Origin of the sequence: Mycobacterium europaeum (genome assembly GCF_002102155.1) — a bacterium.
Taxonomy (GTDB): domain Bacteria; phylum Actinomycetota; class Actinomycetes; order Mycobacteriales; family Mycobacteriaceae; genus Mycobacterium; species Mycobacterium europaeum.
In genome coordinates this window covers 88,862-108,185 of the sequence record NZ_LQOU01000002.1, presented here as the reverse complement: position 1 = coordinate 108,185, position 19,324 = coordinate 88,862, and the positions used below count along the sequence as shown (strand labels likewise).

The window sequence follows — 19,324 nt, the reverse complement described above, 5'->3', positions numbered from 1 at the left end:
CTGCTCCTCGGTCACGGCGGGCACGGCTATCACTCTAGGCACCGGTACCGACGATCCCGGCGCTGCCGCAGAACTGCAACACGTTTCAGTTTTATGTTGGCCCTGGGTAGTCTGGCCGAGTGCCAGAGGTCACCAGCCAAGAACCCGCGATCGACGGATGGTTCGCCACCGATGACGCCGGCAGCCCGCATCTGATCGGCAGCAAGTGCCCCGAGTGCGGCACTTATGTCTTCCCGCCGCGCGAGAACAACTGTCCCAACCCGGGCTGCACCAGCGACACGCTGGAGCCGGTCGCGTTGTCGACTCGGGGAACGCTGTGGAGCTACACCGAAAACCGGTATCCGCCGCCCCCGCCCTACCCCGCCCCGGATCCGTTCGAGCCGTTCGCCATCGCCGCCGTCGAGCTGGCCGAGGAAGGGCTCATCGTGCTGGGCAAGGTGGTGGAGGGCACGCTGGCCGCCGACCTCAAGGTCGGCATGGAGATGGAGCTGACCACCATGCCGCTCTTCACCGACGACGACGGCGTGCAGCGCATCGTGCACGCGTGGAGGATCGCGAAATGAGTACTCCCGAACCGCTGTACATCCTCGGCGCCGGCATGCACCCGTGGGGCAAGTGGGGGCGCGACTTCACCGAATACGGGGTGGTCGCGGCGCGCGCCGCGCTGGCCGAGGCCGGCCTGGACTGGACACAAATCCAGCTGGTCGCCGGCGCGGACACCATCCGCAACGGCTACCCGGGCTTCATCGCCGGGTCGACGTTCGCCCAGAAACTCGGCTGGAACGGCGTGCCGGTCAGCTCGAGCTACGCCGCGTGCGCCAGCGGCTCCCAGGCGCTGCAGAGCGCGCGGGCGCAGATCCTGGCCGGCTTCTGCGACGTCGCGCTGGTGATCGGAGCCGACACCACCCCCAAGGGCGCGTTCGCCCCGGTCGGCGGGGAACGCAAGAACGATCCGGACTGGCAGCGCTTCCACCTGATCGGTGCGATGAACCCGGTGTACTTCGCGCTGCTGGCGCGCCGCCGGATGGACCTGTACGGCGCGACATCCGAGGACTTCGCCCAGGTGAAGGTGAAGAACTCCCGGCACGGCCTGCAGAACCCGAACGCGCGCTACCGCAAGGAGGCCTCGGCCGACGACGTGTTCGCCAGCCCCGTGGTGGCCGACCCGTTGCGACAGCTCGACATCTGCGCCACCTCCGACGGCGCGGCGGCCCTGATCGTCGCCAGCGCCGAGTTCGCCCGCAAGCACGTCGGCTCGCTCGACGGCGTCCCGTCGGTGCGCGCGGTCAGCACCGTCACCCCGCGCTACCCGCAGCACCTGCCCGAATTGCCGGACATCGCAACGGATTCCACGGCCGCCGTGCCGGCGCCGGAGCGGGTGTTCAAGGACCAGATCCTGGATGCGGCGTACGCCGAGGCGGGCATCGGCCCGGAGGACGTCGGCCTGGCCGAGGTCTACGACCTGTCCACCGCGCTGGAGCTCGACTGGTACGAACACCTCGGGCTGTGCCCGAAGGGTGAGGCCGAGGCGCTGCTGCGCAGCGGCGCGACCACCATCGGCGGCAGGGTACCGGTCAACCCGTCCGGCGGGCTGGCCTGCTTCGGCGAGGCCATCCCCGCCCAGGCCATCGCCCAGGTCTGCGAGCTGACCTGGCAGCTGCGCGGTCAGGCCACCGGCCGTCAGGTGGAGAACGCCACGGTCGGCGTCACGGCCAACCAGGGCCTCTTCGGGCACGGCTCGTCGGTGATCGTCGCGCGCTGAGGCCGACGCGTCGAGTCGCCCAGACTGCAAGCCGGCGCGTCGAATCGCGCCCAATCTGAGCGCAGCCGACGCAGCTCACCACATCGAGTGTGCGTTGACCGCGTTCGGTGTGCGCTCAGGGCGAGATTTTCGCGGTCTTATCGCCCTGGACGGACACGCAAAGCCGTCAATGCACACTCAATGCCGCCAGCTCACCCACGACGGCCGAGCGCTACTCGTCCGGAGTGTCCAGGGTCTCCAGGACGACTTCGGCGACCCGCTTCATGGTGGTCCGCCGGTCCATGGCGGCGCGCTGAATCCACTTGAACGCCTCGGGCTCGGTCATGCCCTGCTTGGTCTGCAGCAGGCCCTTGGCGCGTTCGACGAGCTTGCGGGTCTCCAGCCGGTCGGACAGCGTCGCCACCTCGCGCTCCAGCTCGGTGATCTCGCTGAACCGGCTCACCGCCAACTCGATTGCCGGGATCAGGTCGCTGATCGTGAAGGGCTTCACCAGATAGGCCATCGCCCCCGCGTCACGCGCGCGCTCGACCAGGTCGCGCTGGCTGAACGCGGTCAGCACCACGATCGGCGCGATGCGCTTGCTGGCGATCTCCGACGCCGCGTCGATGCCGTCGCGACGCGGCATCTTGACGTCCATGATCACCAGGTCGGGCTGGTGCCGTTCGGCCAACTCGACGGCTTCCTGCCCGTCGCCGGCCTCCCCGACGATCTCGTAACCCTCCTCTCGCAGCATCTCGGCGAGGTCCATCCGGATCAGCGCTTCGTCTTCCGCGATCAGGACCCGGCGCGGCACAGCGGCGTCGGTGTCGGTCGTGGGGCCTGTCATGACGGACATTGTGTCGTGAACGCGTCAGACCAGCGACCTCGGGGGCGGTCAGACGGGCGGCCGCGCCAAATCCTCTATGGTGGGAGGCTGCCTCTAAGGTAGGAGGCCGGACTCGAGCAGAATCAAGCCCTCGTATCCCAACTGGCAGAGGAAACGGACTCAAAACCCGTCCAGTGTGGGTTCGAATCCCACCGAGGGCACCATGGGCGGCTTGCGCGTCCCGGCATCCGGGCGGCCGTGCGGGCCGCCGACGCACCCGGGGTGAGCCGGCGGAAATCGCAAAGTTTGTTCTTGCGGCGAAATGCGTGCCAAAAGTATGAACTCGCGCGGTTCATTAAACTTTGCACTATTCAGAAGCGGCATCGCATTCAACGAACCGCCACGAATACCTCATGAATTCATATTTGTTTCTCGGCGCCCGCGACCGCGCGTGGCGGAACGAACTGGCAATGGCCACCGCCACGCTGCCGCGAGGTCCCGACAATGGACTCACAGCTGCCGTGTTGAGCGAAAGGGCGCACCGGCCCACGGGCGCCGCCGATTCAGTCGTTGAACGATCGGGTGACGCAAACCTGGTCTGATGCAGAGACATTCAGCCCCGTGGCATCGTTGCCGATGGAGTCGCCGGCGACCCGGAGGAGCCAATTCGGCTCGCCACAGCCGACGCCGCAGCCCGCCATGAGCACAGCGGAGGCAGAGAGGATCAACGCAAGAACAAATCTCTTCAGACCCGCCATCCGGCACCCCTTGTTCGAGGCAAACACGTGTCCAACAGCCCTGTCAAACAGATGTCGAATAACCAAACCGAACGTTCCGCAAACCCGATTACAACCCGATAACAAGAACAGTTATCAGACTCGGAACTTACGGGGGCGAAAACGCGGCATTTCATGGAGACAACCGGCGACTGTGCTGCTCAGCGGTTACGCTTTCAACGTGGCGGCTAAGAAGTGCGGGCCCCCACCTGTGTCAGACGGCTCGTCGAGAAGCCCGGACTGCGTAGCCGCGGTGCGGGCGCAAACGCGTGACCGCAATCAGCACTACGCCGCCAGCGCCGCGCGCCGCGCCAGGATCCTCACCATCACCTCGTGGCTCGCCGTGACGGTGAGCGTGAGCTTCGTGGTGGTGCAGATCCTCAGTGGACCGTGGATGTGGCAGGTGAGCTCGATCAACATCCTGGGCGCCATGGTCTTTGCGGTGGTCCCGTGGCTGCAGCGCTTCGGTGAGCTGGTTGCGCCGCTCACCTTTCTGGGCACGGCCTACGTGTCGGTCTTCGCCAGCTGCGTGGCCGTCGGCACCGAGTCGGGGGCTCAGTTGTTCTTTCTGGTGGGCGCCTGCATCGTCGTGCTGTTGCTGGGGATCGAACACATCCTCTTGGCGTCGACGATGGCCGCGGTCGCCGCCGCCCTGATCGTCTCCGTCGAGTTCCTGGTTCCCCGCGACACCGGGCTGCAGCCGGCCTGGGTCCAGTCGACGGGTTTCGTCGTCACCACGATCTCCAGCGTCGTGATGGTGGTTGTCACGGTGTCGTTCGCCCTTCGCGACACCGCGCGCGCCGAGGCCGTGATGGAAGCCCAGTACGAGCGCTCGGAGGCGCTGGTGGCAAACATGTTGCCGGCCAGCATCGCCGAGCGGCTCAAGGAGCCGGACCGCGGCATCATCGCCGACAAGTTCGACATCGCCTCCGTGCTGTTCGCCGACATCGTCGGGTTCACCGAGCGGGCCAGCAGCACGGCGCCCGCCGACCTGGTGCGCTTCCTGGACCGGCTCTACAGCGCCTTCGACGCCCTCGTGGACAAACACGGCCTCGAGAAGATCAAAGTCAGTGGCGACTCTTACATGGTGGTGAGCGGGGTCCCGCGGGCTCGACCGGATCATGCCCAGGCGCTGGCGGACTTCGCGCTCGAGATGGCCAATGTTGCGGCCGGGCTGAAGGATCCGCACGGCAACGCCGTTCCGCTGCGAGTCGGCATGGCGTGCGGGCCGGTGGTCGCCGGTGTCGTGGGTTCGCGGCGCTTCTTCTACGACGTGTGGGGTGACGCGGTCAACGTCGCGTCCCGGATGGAATCCACCGACTCGGTGGGCCGAATTCAGGTGCCCGAGGCCATGTACGAGCGACTCAAAGATGAATTCGTGCTGCAGGAGCGCGGCCACATCGACGTCAAAGGCAAAGGGCTCATGCGCACCTGGTACCTGATCGGTCGCAAGGCGTCCGACGAGGCGACCGATCTGCTGGCCGAGCATCCACATACGGCCCACGTATAGGCCCGAAGTGCCCTATACCAAGGCCGGTGTTTGTGTCAGACTGCGGCCATGCAAACCACACCTGGATCTCTCCCCGCTCCAAGTCTGTTGCCGCATCTGTGGAAATCGACCCTGTTATCGGGAATTCTGTCGCTGGCCCTCGGCGTGCTCGTGCTGGCGTGGCCCGGAATATCCATTGTGGTCGCCGCTGTCGCCTTCGGCGTTTACCTGTTGATCACCGGCGCCGCGCAGGTGTTCTTCGCGTTCAGCCTGCATGTCTCGGCGGGAAGCCGGATCCTGTTGTTCATCAGCGGCGCCGCGTCACTCATCCTGGCGTTGTTGGCGTTTCGCCATTTCGGCCAGGGTTACGCAATCCTGTTGCTGGCCATCTGGATTGGGATCGGATTCATCTTTCGCGGGGTGGGCACGACGATTTCGGCCATTCAGGATCCGCTTTTGCCGGGTCGGGGATGGGCGATCTTCATCGGAGTGATCAGCCTGCTCGCGGGCATCGTCGTCCTCGCGTCGCCGCTGGAATCCATTGTGACGCTGGCGCTCGTGGTCGGAGTCTGGTTCGTGGTTCTCGGCATCTTCGAAATCGTGTCGTCCTTCAGCATCCGGAAGGCCTCCAAGACCCTGACCGGCTGACGCCGCCCACGGTCCCACCCCCCTGACCCTTCTACTACACTGCGTAGTAGCCGCCCATGCGGCTACGTAGTTCTGGGAGTGACAGATGAATGTCGTCGACCTTTCACGGTGGCAGTTCGGTATCACCACCGTCTACCACTTCATCTTCGTGCCGCTCACGATCGGTCTGGCACCCCTGCTCGCCGTCATGCAGACGGTGTGGGTGGCCACCGGCAACACCGCGTGGTATCGCCTCACCAAGTTCTTCGGCAAGTTGTTCTTGATCAACTTCGCCATCGGCGTGGCGACGGGGATCGTCCAGGAATTCCAGTTCGGCATGAACTGGAGTGAGTACTCGCGGTTCGTCGGCGATATCTTCGGCGCGCCGCTGGCCATGGAGGGCTTGTTCGCCTTCTTCTTCGAGTCCACGTTCATCGGGTTGTGGATATTCGGCTGGGATCGGCTGCCGAGGCTGCTCCACCTGGCCTGCATCTGGATCGTCGCGATCGGTGTCAACATGTCCGCGTTCTTCATCATCGTGGCGAACTCGTTCATGCAGCATCCGGTCGGCGCGCACTACAACCCGGTGACGCATCGCGCCGAGCTGGACAGCATCACCGCGCTGCTCGGCAATAACACTGCGCGGTGGGCGTTTACCCACACGGTCGGCGGCGCGTTGCTGACCGCCGGGACGTTCGTCGCGGCCGTCAGCGCGTGGTTTTTGGTCCGCTCCCGCCGAGCGGAGACGGCCACCCCCGCCGCAGAATCGGACGCCCGCACCATGTTTCGCCCGGCCGCCATCCTGGGCTGCTGGGTGGTGCTGCTCGCGGCCGTAGGCCTGTTCTTCACCGGCGACCGCCAGGGCAAGCTGATGTTCGTTCAGCAGCCGATGAAGATGGCGTCGGCGGAGACGCTGTGCGACACCCAAACCGACCCGGACTTCTCCATCCTGACGGTAGGCCGGCACAACAACTGTGACGGTGTCAAAGGTGTCATTCAGGTGCCCTACGTGCTTCCGTTCCTCGCCGAGGGCCGCATCAGCGACGTCACGTTGCAGGGCGTGCGCGACATCCAGCACGACTACGAACAGCGCTTCGGACCGAACGACTACCGGCCCAACCTGTTCGTCACCTACTGGTCGTTCCGCGCGATGATCGGGTTCCTGGCCATTCCGGTCTTGTTCGCGCTCGCGGCGCTGTGGCTCACCCGTGGCGGGCGGGTGCCCGACCAGCGATGGTTCTCCTGGCTGGCGCTGCTGACGATTCCCACGCCGTTCCTCGGGAACATCTCCGGTTGGGTGTTCACCGAAATGGGGCGCCAACCCTGGATCGTCGCGCCGAATCCCACCGGCGACCAACAGGTTCGGTTCACCGTGCACGAGGCCGTCTCGCAGCACGTGCCGGGCATGGTCATCACCTCCCTGGTGACGTTCACGCTCGTGTATGCGGTGCTGGCGGTCATCTGGTTCTGGCTGCTCAAGCGGTACATCGTCGAAGGGCCGCGGGAACACGACGCCGAACCGGCGCCGCCGCCGGCCCCCGGCGAGGAAGAAGTGGCGCCGCTTTCGTTCGCCTACTAGGCCCCGACTCACGAAAAAGGAGCTGACCGATGGGACTGCAGCAGTTGTGGTTCGGCATTATCGGATTGCTGTTCGTCGGTTTCTTCGTCCTGGAAGGCTTCGACTTCGGCGTCGGCATGTTGATGGAACCCCTTGCACGCGTCGGCATCGGTGAGCCCGAACCGATCCGGCGGACGGCGCTGAACACCATCGGCCCCGTCTGGGACGGCAACGAGGTGTGGCTGATCGTGGGCGGCGCGGCCATGTTCGCCGCCTTCCCCGGCTGGTATGCCACCGTGTTCTCCACGCTGTACCTGCCGCTGCTGGCCATCCTGTTGGGGATGATCCTGCGCTCCGTGGCCATCGAGTGGCGCGGCAAGGTCGATGACACGAAGTGGCGGGGCTGGGCCGATTTCGGCCTCGCCGCCGGTTCCTGGCTGCCCGCGGTGTTGTGGGGCGTGGCGTTCGCCATCCTGGTACGCGGGCTGCCGGTGGACGGGGCCGGTCAGGTCCACCTGTCTATCACCGACGTGCTCAACGCCTACACACTGCTGGGCGGCTTGGCCACCGCCGGGCTTTTCCTGTTCTACGGCGCGGTCTTCATCTCTCTGAAGACGTCCGGCGCCATCCGCGACGACGCGCACCGACTGGCGGTGTGGCTGTCGCTTCCGGTGACCGGACTGGTTGCGGCCTTCGGCATCTGGACGCAACTGGCGCACGGCAAGGACTGGACCTGGCTGGTGCTCGGGCTCGCCGTGGTGGCGCAGCTGGCGGCCGTGCTGCTGGTGTGGCGGCGAGTGTCCGACGGCTGGGCGTTCGCGTGCACGGCGATCGTCGTCGGGTCGGTGGTGGTCTTGCTGTTCGGCGCGCTGTACCCGAACCTGGTGCCCTCGACGCTGAACCCGCAGTGGAGCCTCACGATCCACAACGCCTCGTCGACGCCGTACACCCTCAAGGTCATGACGTGGGTGACCGCGTTCATGGCTCCGCTGACGGTCGTGTACCAGGCGTGGACGTACTGGGTGTTCCGGCAACGGATCTCGGCGGATCGGATACCGCCGTCCATCGGCCTGGCGAGGCGTGTGTCCTGAGCGCAACGGACTCGCCGCCCGCATCACGATCAGGGTCGCGGGGCCCCCTGGACCCGCGACTGTGGCGGGCATCGAGCGCGTTGCGCCGCTACCTGGGGGCGACGGTCTGCTGCGGAGTGGTGATCTCCGCCTGCGCGATCGGCTCGGCGATCGTGCTGGCGGGCGTCGTCGCCCGCGCCGTGCGCGATCACTCGTCGCACAGCCTGCGGGCCTGGCTGGGGCCGCTGTCGATCCTGTTGGCGCTGTGGGCCGTTCGCACGCTCGCGCATGGGCTTCAGGCCCGGCTGGGCCAGCGGGGCGCGAACGCGGTCATCGCCGATTTGTCCGGTCAGGTGCTGACCGCGGTGACGGCCCGCCAGCCGGCTGACCTCGCCGCCCAACGCGACGAGGCCGCGGTGGTGGTCACCCGGGGTCTGGACGGCCTGCGGCCCTATTTCACCGGCTACCTTCCCACGTTGCTGCTCGCCGGAATCCTGACTCCGGCGACCGTCGCCGTCATCGCGTTCTACGACCTGAGGTCGACGGTGATCGTGGCCATCACCCTGCCGCTCGTACCGATCTTCATGGTGCTCATCGGCCTGGCGACCGCCGACCGGTCCGCGGCCGCCCTGGCCGCCATGACGACGCTGCAGGGGCGACTGCTCGACCTCATCGCCGGCATCCCCACGCTGCGGGCGCTGGGGCGCGTCCGGGGCCCGGAACGCCGGATCGCCGAACTGGCCGCCGCGCACCGCCGCTCGGCGATGGCGACGCTTCGGATCGCCTTCCTGTCCGCGCTGGTGCTGGAATTGCTCGCGACGCTGGGCGTGGCGCTGATCGCAGTGGGGATCGGATTCCGCCTGGTGTTCGGCGAGATGACGCTGGCGACGGGCCTCACGGTGCTGTTGCTGGCGCCCGACGTCTACTGGCCGCTGCGCCGGATCGGCGTGGAATTCCATGCCGCGCAGGACGGACGGACCGCCGCCGACAAGGCCTTCGCCCTCATCGGCGATCCGGCGCCCCCGAAGCCCCAGGACCAGACGGTCGCCGCCCGGGGCGCGGAGATCCGCCTCGACGGACTCAGCGTCGCCGGCCGCGACGGCCACGCACCCCGCGACCTCACCGCGGTCATCGCACCGGGCGCCGTGACGGTGCTGACCGGACGCAACGGCGCGGGCAAGAGCACGACCCTGCAGGCGATCATCGGGGTCACCGCGCCGTCGTGCGGCCGGGTGACCGTGGGCGGAGTCGACGTCGCCGACCTGGAGCCCGGTGCGTGGTGGCGGCAGCTGTCGTGGCTACCGCAGCGCCCGGCGCTCGTTCCGGGCACAGTCCGGGACAACCTGGTGCTGTTCGGCGAGCTCGATGACCTCGAAACAGCCTGCGTGGCATCCGGTTTCGATACGGTGCTGGGGGATCTGCCAGACGGGCTGGACACCGTGCTCGGCCGCGGCGGCGTCGGCCTGTCACTGGGACAGCGGCAACGGCTCGGCCTGGCCCGCGCACTCGGATCGACGGCGGCCGTGCTGTTGCTCGACGAGCCCACCGCCCACCTGGACACCCGGGCCGAGCAACGCGTGCTGCGGGCGATCGTGGAACGCGCCCGGGCGGGTGCGACCGTCGTGGTCGTCGGGCACCGCGAATCCGTTCTGGCCATCGGTGACCGGGTGGTCGAAGTGGTCGCCGACAGTGGGGCGCGCTATGCCCCGGTCTGATCCGCTGCTGGCGGCCGCGCCCCTGCTGCGGCCGCGACTCCCCCGCATCGCGGCGGCCATCGCGCTGGGCGTGCTGTCACTGGGCAGCGCGCTGGCGCTGGCCGGTGTGTCGGCGTGGCTCATCACCCGGGCCTGGCAGATGCCGCCGGTGCTGGACCTGTCGGTCGCGGCCGTCGCGGTGCGCGCGTTCGCAATCTCGCGGGGGGTGTTGCACTACTGCGAGAGGCTGGTCACCCACGACACCGCGCTGCGCGCGGCCGGCACCGCCCGGGCGGGGATCTACCAACGGCTGGCCGAGGGGCCCGCGGCGGCGGCCGTTCGTCTGCACAGCGGCGAGCTGGTCACCCGTGTGGGTTCCGACGTCGAAGAACTGGCCAACGTGCTGGTGCGTGCCGTGGTCCCGATGGGTGTCGCGGCGGTGCTGGCCATCGCGGCGACCGCGGTGATCGCGGCCATCTCGCTGCCCGCCGCGGCGGTGCTGGCGATCTGCCTGCTGGTCGCGGGCCTCGTCGCACCACGCCTCGCGGGCAAGGCCGCCGCGAGCCAGGAAAGCCTTGCGCGCCAGCATCATTCCCAGCGCGACACCTCGGCGATGATCGCGCTGGAACACGCGCCCGAGCTCCGCGTCGCCGGCCTGCTGCCGCGGGTCATCGTCGAATCGCAGCGCCGCCAACGCGCGTGGGGCGCCGCCCTGGACGCCGCCGCCCGGCCCGCCGCCCTCGCCGAGGCCGCGCCCACCGCGGCCATCGGGGCCAGCGTGCTCGGCGCGGTGGTCGCCGGCATCGGGTTGGCCCCCACGGTCGCGCCCACCACGCTGGCCATCCTGATGTTGTTGCCGCTGTCCGCATTCGAGGCCATGACCCCGCTACCGGCCGCCGCCATCCAGTTGACGCGGTCGCGGATCGCCGCGCGCCGGTTGCTCGACCTGACGGCGAACGACCGCCCGCACCGGCCGGAATCGGCCGTGGCCGCGCCGACACCGAATCCCACCGGCGTGCTGTCCGCCGACATCCGGGCCGGGCACGCCGGGACCGCGCGCTCCAACCGCATCACGCTCGACCTGCCGCCGGGTGCCCGGCTGGCCGTGACCGGGTCCAGCGGGTCCGGCAAGACCACGCTGTTGATGACCCTGGCCGGGCTGCTGCCCCCGCTGGAGGGACGGGTGACCCTCGGCGGCACCGACCTGACCGACTTCCGGGAAGCGGACTTACGCGGCGCGGTCGGCTTTTTCGCCGAGGACGCGCACGTCTTCGCCACCACCGTCCGGGACAACCTGCTGGTCGCCCGCGGCGACTGCGGGGACGCCGAACTGGAGGGCGCGCTGAAGGCGGTCGGGCTCGGCGCCTGGCTCGCCGGTTTGCCCGAGGGCCTGTCGACGGTGTTGACCGGTGGCGCGCAGGCGCTTTCGGGCGGTCAGCGCAGGAGGCTGCTGCTGGCGCGGGCGGTGCTCGCACCCGCCCGGATCGTGTTGCTCGACGAGCCCACCGAACACCTGGACGCGACCGACACCGAATCGATTCTGCGCGACCTGCTGGGGCCCGGTTCGGCGCTGATGGCCGCCGACCGGACCGTGGTGGTGGCCACCCACCATCTGCCCGGCGACATGGACTGCCCCGAACTGCGCGTCGACGCGCTCAGAGATGTCGCCGGCGGGGCATGAATTCCAGCGACAGCAGCACGATCAGCAACGTGGGGATCTGCGTCATCGAAACCAGCGCGTAGCGCCGGGCGTGCAGCGCATGGAACTTGCGCACGTACCGGTACAGCGATTCGAGCGCGATCAACGGGTCGAGGACATGGATTAACCGGTAGAACAGGCGCTGGGTGCGGCCGCGATTCTTCTCGTCGAAGATTTCCGGGAAGGCCGCGAAGGCGAGGGAAAGGCGTTGGGCGCCATTGTCTTTGCCCGCCATGATCATGTCGACGCTGAGCCGCTCGTCGATGCCGTTGGGCGCCCCGCGCCGGCGCCACGGCACGTCGAGGGTGATGTCGCTGCCGCCGCCGGCCGTCGCGTAGCGGTGGAATCCCTGCACCTTGCCCGAGACGTCCCTGGCGACGATCAGCTGGATGCCGGGGAATCGGCCCTCCAGCACCCCGTCGAGGTTCATGTGGAATCCGCGCTCGGTGTGGGCCGCCTTGCTCGACGCCCGCACCACCTCGGTCAGCTCGGCCAGCTGCTCGCGATTGAGTTCCTGCTCCCCGACGATCTCGGTGGTGATGCCGCAGTTGTGCGAGCGCTTGACCGCCTGGCGCAGGTTGCGGAACTTGCGGCCCACCATGTCGAAACCGGTGACGTCGATCACCACGTCGCGCCCGATCGGGACGGCGCGCAGCGACTGCCCGATCACCGCGGGGTCGTTCCACAGGTCGAGCCGCCGTTCGCCGCACCCCACCACCGCGATCCGCCAGCCGTGGGTGTGGCACATGGCGGCGAAGTCGGCGATCAGCTCGGGGAATCGGGTCTCGTCGCCGATCGGGTCACCGCCGACCACGGCGATGCCCATACGCGTCCGGTAGGCCAGCGCGGCGCTGTCGTCCGCGGTGAAGTGGTAGCTCTTGCCGGTCTGCATCGCGAACGGCGCCAGCGGATCGTCCCTGGTGGCCTGGATCAGCTTCCAGGCCCGGGGCAGATCCTCCGGATTCGGCCGCGACGACGTCGGCCACATCAGCACCATGCCGGAGCCGGCGATCACCACGTCGCCGAGCAGGTCGAAGGCCAGCACGTGCAGGCCCAGCCCCGCCAGCACGAAGAAGCCGGCGGCGACGGCGTGCGTCGCCGTCACGGGACGGCCCAGGAAGATGCCGCGCGCGATCCACGTCACCGCGACCAGCACCGTCAGCGACCACGCCAATCGATCGGCGTAGTGCCACGACGGCTGGTGGTGGTGGCGGACCAGGATCTCGCCCAGCCAGCAGGCGGCGCTGAGCAGGGCCAGCGCACCGATGAGCCGGGCCGCCCGCGAATCGACGGAGACCACGACACGTTCGCGCGCGCGGGGCTTAGCTGAAACGTCGACCAAGGGCCCGCTCACAACCACCTCCCGATGCGCTGGCTGGCGGCGCATTGCCGCCTCCGCACCGAATACCCGGCTGCTGAAAATTTACGCGCGGGCCCCGCCCCTGCCGGGCCGGACTCAGCGCGATGTGCTGCGGGTATCCGACCTGTCTATCGGCGGGCGGGCGGAAAGTATTTCAGGACCCCTTCCTGGACCACCGTGGCGAGCACCCGCCCTGAGCGATCGAAGAAGTGACCGGTGCCCAGCCCGCGCGAATCCGCGGCCACGGGTGACGACGTCGAATACAGCACCCAGTCGTCGAAGTTGACCTGCCGGTGAAACCAGATGGAATGGTTGGCGGAGGCGGCGAAGATGCGGTCGAACCCCCACGACAGGCCGTGGGTGGTGATCACCGAGTCCAGCACGGTGGTGTCCGAGGAGTACACCATGGTCGCGGCGTGCAGGACCGGGTCGTCCGGCATGGCGCCGCCGGCCTTCATCCACACCCGATTGTGCGGCAGCCGATCGCCCTTCTCGCGCATCACCCAGGCCGGATCGTTGGTGTAGCGCCATTCGATCGGCTGCAGGGCGTTGACGAAGTGCGGGACGGTCTCCTCGTAGCCGCGGAGCAGCTCGCCGATCGGCGGCTGCGTCTCCGGCTCGCCCACCCGCGGCGGGTCGACGGCGTGTTCGAGGCCGCGGCCGCCGGCCATGTAGGAGACCATCGCCGAGGACAACAGGACGCCGTCCTGCACGGCGTCGACGCGCCGATTGGCGAAGCGCCGCTCGTCGCGCAGCTTGATGACGTGGAACTCGATGTCCTTGGCGGTGTCGCCCCCGTTGACGAAGTGCACCGACAGCGCGCTGGGCGGCAGGTCATCGCGGACCAGCGTGCGGCTGCTCGCGACGAAGGACTGGGCCATGAGCTGGCCACCGAAGGTCCGCATCGGGTTCTTGCTGGGATGAGACCCGACGAAGAGCTCATCGGTGACGCGGTTGAGGTCGAGCGTCGCCAGCAGTTCCTCGAAATCAGAATTCGTGCTGATCGCGGGCTCCTTGGGTGTGGGCGCTAAACGTCGTCCTCCCCGATCCGGTGCACGTGGATCAGGTTGGTCGAACCCACTGTGCCAGGTGGCGCGCCGGCGACGATGACCACCAGGTCACCGCGCTTGTAGCGGCCGAGCTCGAGCAGCGACTGGTCGACCTGGCGGATCATGCCGTCGGTGGACGTCATCATCGGCACAATGAACGTCTCGGTGCCCCAGGTCATGGCGAGCTGGCTGCGCACCTCCGGCCATGCGGTGAAGGCCAGCAGCGGCAGCGGGGTATGCAGGCGCGCCAGCCGCTTGACGGTGTCACCGGACTGGGTGAAGGCGACCAGCGCCTTGGCGTCCAGCCGCTCGCCGATGTCGCGGGCGGCGTACGAGATCACCCCGCGCTTGGTGCGCGGCACGTGCGTCAGCGGGGGGGCGGCGGTGGAATTGTCCTCGACGGCGCAGATGATTCGGGACATGGTCCGGACGGCGGCCAGCGGATACTTCCCCACCGACGTTTCGCCGGACAACATCACCGCGTCGGCCCCGTCGAGCACCGCGTTGGCGACGTCGGAGGCCTCGGCTCGCGTGGGCCGCGAGTTCTCGATCATGGAGTCGAGCATCTGGGTCGCCACGATCACGGGTTTGGCGTTCTCCCGGGCCATCTGGATGGCCCGCTTCTGCACCAGCGGCACCTCCTCGAGCGGCAGCTCGACACCGAGGTCGCCGCGGGCCACCATGATGGCGTCGAAGGCCAGCACGATCGCTTCCAAATTGTCGACGGCCTCCGGCTTTTCCAGCTTGGCGATCACCGGCACCCGCCGCCCGATCCGGTCCATCACCTCGTGCACCAACTCGACGTCGGACGGCGAGCGCACGAACGACAGCGCCACCAGGTCCACACCGAGGTCCAGCGCGAACGTGAGGTCATCGATGTCCTTCTCCGACAAGGCCGGTGCGGACACGTTCATGCCGGGCAGCGAGATGCCCTTGTTGTTGCTGACGGGGCCGCCCTCTTCGACGGTGCAGATGACGTCGCCGCCGTCGATGCGCTCGACGACCAGGCCGACCTTGCCGTCGTCGACCAGCACCCGGTCCCCGACCGTCGCGTCGGCGGCCAGATTCTTGTAGGTGGTCGACACGCGGTCGTGGGTGCCTTCGCAGTCCGCGACGGTGATGCACACGGTTTCGCCGTCGGCCCAGTACGTGGACCCGGTCGCGAAACGCCCCAGCCGGATCTTCGGCCCCTGCAGGTCGGCGAGCACACCGACGGCGCGGCCGGTGGTGTCCGAAGCGGCCCGCACGCGCTCGTAGGCGGCCTTGTGGTCGGAGTAGTCGCCGTGACTGAAGTTCAACCGGGCGACGTCCATTCCGGCCTCGACCAGCGCCAGAATCATCTCATCCGAATTCGTCGCAGGGCCAAGGGTGCAGACGATCTTCCCGCGTCTACTCACGCCGACACAGCATAGTCGCGTGCGAGCAGCCCGGTCCGACCGAACGGTGTTCGCGCGATGGGCCCGTTACCCACTCTGAATCGCCGGAAACAGCGGGAAGCCGGGCAGGTTACGCACGACCGTCCACGCGATGACGGCCAGCGTCATCGCCAGCCAGGCCGGCGTCGACGGCGCCGGCTTGCCCCGGCCGCGGCGGATCAGCAGCCATCCGGCCAGCAGGGGGATGCCGATCAGCAGGAAAAGATTGTCGTTGACGGCGGCGGCCAGGTGGCCGTGCAGCAGGTCGTGCGTCATCCGCAGGCCACCGCAGAACGGGCAGTTCCAGCCGGTGAGCCATTTGAAGGGGCACTGCGGATACACCGAATGCGGGTTGTGCGGGTCGACCAGCCCGACGTAGCCCAGCGCGCCCCCCAGCGCCAGGGCGGTTCCGGCCGCGACGTACCGGTGCTGACGCCGTCCGTGACACTGTTCCACCGCGTGTCCGGCGGATTCGGTTTGCGTCACGTGTTCAGCATGCCAGACCGCGCGGCGTGCGGCCGGCAGTCGTGCCCGCTAACGGTTCCTCCGCAGCCTCCACCGGCCGCGGCTTGGCTTCTCCGGCTCGGCGGCCGAATCGCTTTCGGCCGGCTCGGGCTCGGGCTCAGCTTTTGGCTCGGGCTCGGGCTCGGGCTCGGGCTCGGGCTCGGGCTCGGGCTCGGGCTCGGGGTGATCATCCGCCTCGGCTTTCGGCTCTTCGGGATCTTCGTGCTCCGCCTCTGCGGGTTCCACCTCGTCGGCCGCTTCGGGCTCCGCCTCTGCGGGCTCCGCGGCTTCGCCCTGGGGCTCTTCGGCTTCGGCCTCCTCGACTTCGGCCCGGGACTCTTCGCCTTCGGTTTCCTCGACTTCGGCCGCGGGCTCTTCCGCCGCCTCCGCTTCGACCGTCTCCGGCTCGCCGGCGTCACCGGCCTCGCCCGTTTCCGCCGACTCGGCGGGCTCAGCGCCGTCTCCGCCGGCACCCGCCGCGACCGCCGCAGTCGTCGCCGCGGCCGAGACGACGGGCGGCGACCCGTCCGCCGGCTTTACTGCCGGGGCTTCCCCGGCGACGTGATCGGTGCCCCGCAGGCTCTCGGGCGCCTCGCGTCCCTTCGGCGCCGCCATGATGTACACCACGGCGCCGATGAACACGAAAGTCGATGTGAACGAATTGATCCGGATGCCCGCGATGTGAGTGGCGGTGTCGTCGCGCAGCAGTTCGACACCGAAGCGCCCGATGCAATAGCTGGCCACATACAGCGCGAACAGCCGTCCGTGCCCCAACACGAACCGCCGGTCGGCGTAGATCAGGAAGGCGAAAACCAGGACGTTCCAGATCAATTCGTAGAGGAACGTCGGCTGCACGACGAGTGCGACCTGGCCCGTGGAGACACCGTCCAGAGAGTGGGGATCGATGTATCCCGAGGGGTCTCGGCGGTAGAAGATCTCCAAACCCCACGGCAGCGTGGTTTCCCGGCCGTAGAGCTCCTGGTTGAAATAGTTCCCCAGCCGGCCGATGGCCTGCGCCAGGATGATGCCCGGGGCGACCGCGTCGGCGAAGGCGGGCAGCGGAATGCCGTGACGCCGGCAACCGATCCACCCGCCGACGGCACCGAGGGCCACCGCGCCCCAGATGCCCAGGCCGCCGTCCCAAATCCGCACCGCCGCACCCAAACCGGCACCGCCCGGACCCCAATAGGTCCGCCAGTCGGTGGCCAGGTGATAGAGCCGACCGCCCACCAATCCGAACGGCACGACCCACAGGGCGATGTCGTAGATGACCCCGCGCTGGCCGCCGCGCGCCTCCCAGCGCCGGTCGCCGATCAGCAGGGCAGCGACGATGCCGGTGATGATGAACAACGCGTAGGCGCGAATCGGCAGCGGCCCGAGGTGCCAGACACCCTGGGGCGGGCTCGGGAAATACGTCGGCAACGTCCTCATCGGCCGGACGCCCTCTGCCGAACGCCGGCGGCCAGTTCCCCGGTGAGCGCGCGCAGCGCGGGCAACCCGCCGTCGCCCAGCGCCGACACCAGGGCGGACCCGACGATCACACCGTCGGCGTAGCTGGCGATCTGCGCCGCCTGCTCCCGCGACCGCACGCCCAGGCCGACCCCGACCGGGATGTCCGACACGGCCTTTACCCGTCGCACCAGTTCGGGCGCGGCCTGCGACACCGCGTCCCGCGCACCCGTCACCCCCATCGTGGAAGCAGCGTAGACGAATCCCCGCGATACCTCGACGGTCATCGCCAACCGTTGCGGCGTCGAGGACGGCGCCACCAGAAAAATGCGATCCAACCGATGCTCCTCAGCTGCCGCCAGCCACGGCCCGGCTTCGTCGGGGATGAGGTCCGGTGTGATCAGGCCGTGGCCTCCGGCGGCCGCGAGATCACGCGCGAAGGCGTCCACCCCGTACCGCAATACCGGATTCCAATACGTCATCACCACCGCGCGGCCGCCGGCCGCACTGATCGCCTCGACGGCGGCCAGCGTGTCGCGGACCCGCACTCCCCCGTGCAGCGCGAGCTCGGTGGCGCGTGCGATGGTCGGCCCGTCCATACCGGGATCGGAGTAGGGCACACCGACTTCGATGATGTCGCAACCCGATTCGACCAGGGCCAGCATTCCGTCCACCGAGGCCCGCACGTCGGGGTAACCGGTGGGCAGGTAACCGATCAGCGCGGCGCGATCCTCCTCGCGGCACGCGTCGAAGACCGGCCCGAGCCTGCTGGCTTGCCGCTGTTCCACGCTCATCGTTCGCTGGGCCCCATCAGGCCGAACCATTTCGCGGCCGTCTCGACGTCCTTGTCGCCGCGACCCGACAGGTTCACCACGATGATGGCCCCCGGCCCCAGCTCGAGACCGAGCTTGACCGCGCCGGCGACCGCGTGCGCCGATTCGATCGCCGGGATGATCCCCTCGGTGCGGCACAGCAGCGCGAACGCGTCCATCGCCTCGGCGTCGGTGATCGGCCGGTATTCGGCGCGCCCGGTCTCCTTGAGGTACGCGTGCTCGGGCCCCACCCCCGGGTAATCCAAACCCGCTGAGATGGAATGCGATTCGATGGTCTGGCCGTCCTCGTCCTGCAGCAGGTAAGAGAACGACCCCTGGAAGGCGCCGGGCGAACCGCCCGCGAATGTCGCGGCGTGCCTTCCGGTTTCGACACCGTCTCCGGCCGCCTCGAAGCCGACCAGGCGCACCCCCGCGTCGTCGATGAACGGGTGGAAGATGCCGATGGCGTTGGATCCGCCGCCGACACAGGCCACGACCGCGTCGGGCAACCGGCCCGCCTGGGCCTGGATCTGTACGCGCGCCTCGAGCCCGATGATGCGCTGAAAATCGCGCACCATCGCCGGAAACGGATGCGGCCCCGCGGCGGTGCCGAAGCAGTAATAGGTGCGGTCGGCGTTGGTCACCCAGTCACGAAACGCCTCGTTGATGGCGTCTTTGAGCGTTTTCGAGCCGCTTTCCACGGAGACGACCTCGGCGCCCAGCAGGCGCATCCGCGCCACGTTGAGCGCCTGGCGCGCGGTGTCCACCGCGCCCATGTAGACGACACATTCGAGGCCGAGCAAGGCGCATGCGGTGGCGGTGGCGACGCCGTGCTGGCCGGCGCCCGTCTCGGCGATGACCCGGGTCTTGCCCATCCGCTTGGCCAACAACGCCTGACCGAGCACGTTGTTGATCTTGTGAGAACCGGTGTGGTTCAGGTCTTCTCGCTTGAGGAAGATGCGCGCCGCGCCGGCGTGCTCGGACAGCCGGGTGGCCTCGTACAGCGGGGACGGGCGGCCGGCGTAGTTGGCCTGCAGATCGTCCAGGGTGTCCAGGAAATCGGGGTTGATGCGTTCCTTCTCGTAGGCGGCGGTGACCTCTTCGATCACCGCCATCAACGCCTCCGCGACGTAGCGGCCGCCGTAAACCCCGAAATGGCCTCCCGCATCGGGTTCGTGGCTGGTGGGTTCCGCGACGGCTGCACTCGGACGGGGAAGGTCCGGGCGGGACACGTTGACCATCACCAGCGACTTGA

16 protein-coding genes, 1 tRNA gene and 1 pseudogene are annotated in these 19,324 nt (G+C 68.5%); 9 read left to right on the top strand and 9 right to left on the bottom strand.

Annotated features, from left to right (window positions below; translation table 11 throughout):
- The first annotated feature begins 119 nt into the window (after positions 1-119).
- Both AWC03_RS00560 and AWC03_RS00555 read left to right on the top strand, forming a co-directional pair.
- Complete coding sequence (locus AWC03_RS00560; RefSeq protein WP_085238578.1) at positions 120-563, top strand: Zn-ribbon domain-containing OB-fold protein; 444 nt, start codon at positions 120-122, stop codon at positions 561-563.
- Positions 560-1,762: a lipid-transfer protein gene (locus AWC03_RS00555; RefSeq protein WP_085238687.1), complete on the top strand. Its 1,203-nt coding sequence runs from the start codon at positions 560-562 to the stop codon at positions 1,760-1,762. Before AWC03_RS00560 ends, AWC03_RS00555 begins: the two co-directional genes overlap by 4 nt.
- A 211-nt stretch (positions 1,763-1,973) precedes the next feature.
- Here AWC03_RS00555 and AWC03_RS00550 read toward each other — a convergent pair whose 3' ends face one another.
- Entirely contained in the window at positions 1,974-2,588 is a 615-nt protein-coding gene (locus AWC03_RS00550) for an ANTAR domain-containing response regulator (RefSeq protein ID WP_167542712.1), read from the bottom strand.
- 126 nt (positions 2,589-2,714) lie between these two features.
- Here AWC03_RS00550 and AWC03_RS00545 point away from each other — a divergent pair.
- Positions 2,715-2,791 (top strand) — tRNA-Leu (locus tag AWC03_RS00545).
- A gap of 339 nt (positions 2,792-3,130) precedes the next feature.
- On the opposite strand, the gene AWC03_RS00540 is transcribed toward AWC03_RS00545, so the two are convergent.
- A complete protein-coding gene (locus AWC03_RS00540) occupies positions 3,131-3,325 on the bottom strand; it encodes a hypothetical protein (protein WP_141659234.1) in 195 nt (64 codons plus the stop codon).
- A gap of 199 nt (positions 3,326-3,524) precedes the next feature.
- Here AWC03_RS00540 and AWC03_RS00535 point away from each other — a divergent pair, with 199 nt between their 5' ends.
- From AWC03_RS00535 to cydC, 6 genes and pseudogenes are all read left to right on the top strand, one after another.
- Positions 3,525-4,853, top strand: a complete 1,329-nt coding sequence (locus tag AWC03_RS00535; protein ID WP_085238686.1) for an adenylate/guanylate cyclase domain-containing protein — start codon at positions 3,525-3,527, stop codon at positions 4,851-4,853.
- 30 nt (positions 4,854-4,883) lie between these two features.
- Complete coding sequence (locus tag AWC03_RS00530; protein ID WP_090421733.1) at positions 4,884-5,480, top strand: HdeD family acid-resistance protein; 597 nt, start codon at positions 4,884-4,886, stop codon at positions 5,478-5,480.
- Positions 5,481-5,565: 85 nt separating this feature from the next.
- Positions 5,566-7,038 carry a cytochrome ubiquinol oxidase subunit I gene (locus tag AWC03_RS00525; RefSeq protein WP_085238575.1) on the top strand — a complete coding sequence of 491 codons (1,473 nt, stop codon included), beginning with the start codon at positions 5,566-5,568 and terminating at the stop codon, positions 7,036-7,038.
- Positions 7,039-7,067: 29 nt separating this feature from the next.
- Positions 7,068-8,108 (top strand): cytochrome d ubiquinol oxidase subunit II, encoded by a 1,041-nt coding sequence (gene cydB, locus AWC03_RS00520; protein WP_085238574.1) that lies wholly within the window; start codon positions 7,068-7,070, stop codon positions 8,106-8,108.
- Positions 8,109-8,188: 80 nt separating this feature from the next.
- Positions 8,189-9,802, top strand: coding sequence for a thiol reductant ABC exporter subunit CydD (cydD, locus tag AWC03_RS00515; RefSeq protein ID WP_085238573.1), 1,614 nt, complete (start codon positions 8,189-8,191; stop codon positions 9,800-9,802).
- Positions 9,789-11,524, top strand: a pseudogene (cydC, locus tag AWC03_RS00510) (thiol reductant ABC exporter subunit CydC). Before cydD ends, cydC begins: the two are co-directional and overlap by 14 nt.
- Here cydC and AWC03_RS00505 read toward each other — a convergent pair.
- From AWC03_RS00505 to trpB, 7 genes are all read right to left on the bottom strand, one after another.
- Positions 11,437-12,834 (bottom strand): bifunctional lysylphosphatidylglycerol flippase/synthetase MprF, encoded by a 1,398-nt coding sequence (locus tag AWC03_RS00505; RefSeq protein WP_085238684.1) that lies wholly within the window; start codon positions 12,832-12,834, stop codon positions 11,437-11,439. The pseudogene cydC and the gene AWC03_RS00505 overlap by 88 nt on opposite strands.
- A 134-nt stretch (positions 12,835-12,968) precedes the next feature.
- The gene (locus AWC03_RS00500; protein ID WP_085238571.1) at positions 12,969-13,844 is read right to left on the bottom strand and encodes an acyl-CoA thioesterase II; all 876 of its coding nucleotides are present in this window, start codon (positions 13,842-13,844) and stop codon (positions 12,969-12,971) included.
- A 23-nt stretch (positions 13,845-13,867) separates the two neighbouring features.
- Positions 13,868-15,286 (bottom strand): pyruvate kinase, encoded by a 1,419-nt coding sequence (gene pyk, locus AWC03_RS00495; RefSeq protein WP_085238570.1) that lies wholly within the window; start codon positions 15,284-15,286, stop codon positions 13,868-13,870.
- Positions 15,287-15,352: 66 nt separating this feature from the next.
- A complete protein-coding gene (locus AWC03_RS00490; protein WP_085238569.1) occupies positions 15,353-15,790 on the bottom strand; it encodes a DUF2752 domain-containing protein in 438 nt (145 codons plus the stop codon).
- A 48-nt stretch (positions 15,791-15,838) separates the two neighbouring features.
- On the bottom strand, positions 15,839-17,239 hold the full coding sequence (locus tag AWC03_RS00485; RefSeq protein ID WP_085238568.1) for a prolipoprotein diacylglyceryl transferase: 1,401 nt from the start codon (positions 17,237-17,239) through the stop codon (positions 15,839-15,841).
- Entirely contained in the window at positions 17,236-18,051 is an 816-nt protein-coding gene (trpA, locus tag AWC03_RS00480) for a tryptophan synthase subunit alpha (RefSeq protein ID WP_085238567.1), read from the bottom strand. Before trpA ends, AWC03_RS00485 begins: the two co-directional genes overlap by 4 nt.
- Positions 18,048-19,310 carry a tryptophan synthase subunit beta gene (trpB, locus tag AWC03_RS00475; RefSeq protein ID WP_085238566.1) on the bottom strand — a complete coding sequence of 421 codons (1,263 nt, stop codon included), beginning with the start codon at positions 19,308-19,310 and terminating at the stop codon, positions 18,048-18,050. Before trpB ends, trpA begins: the two co-directional genes overlap by 4 nt.
- Between the last annotated feature and the right edge of the window lie 14 nt (positions 19,311-19,324).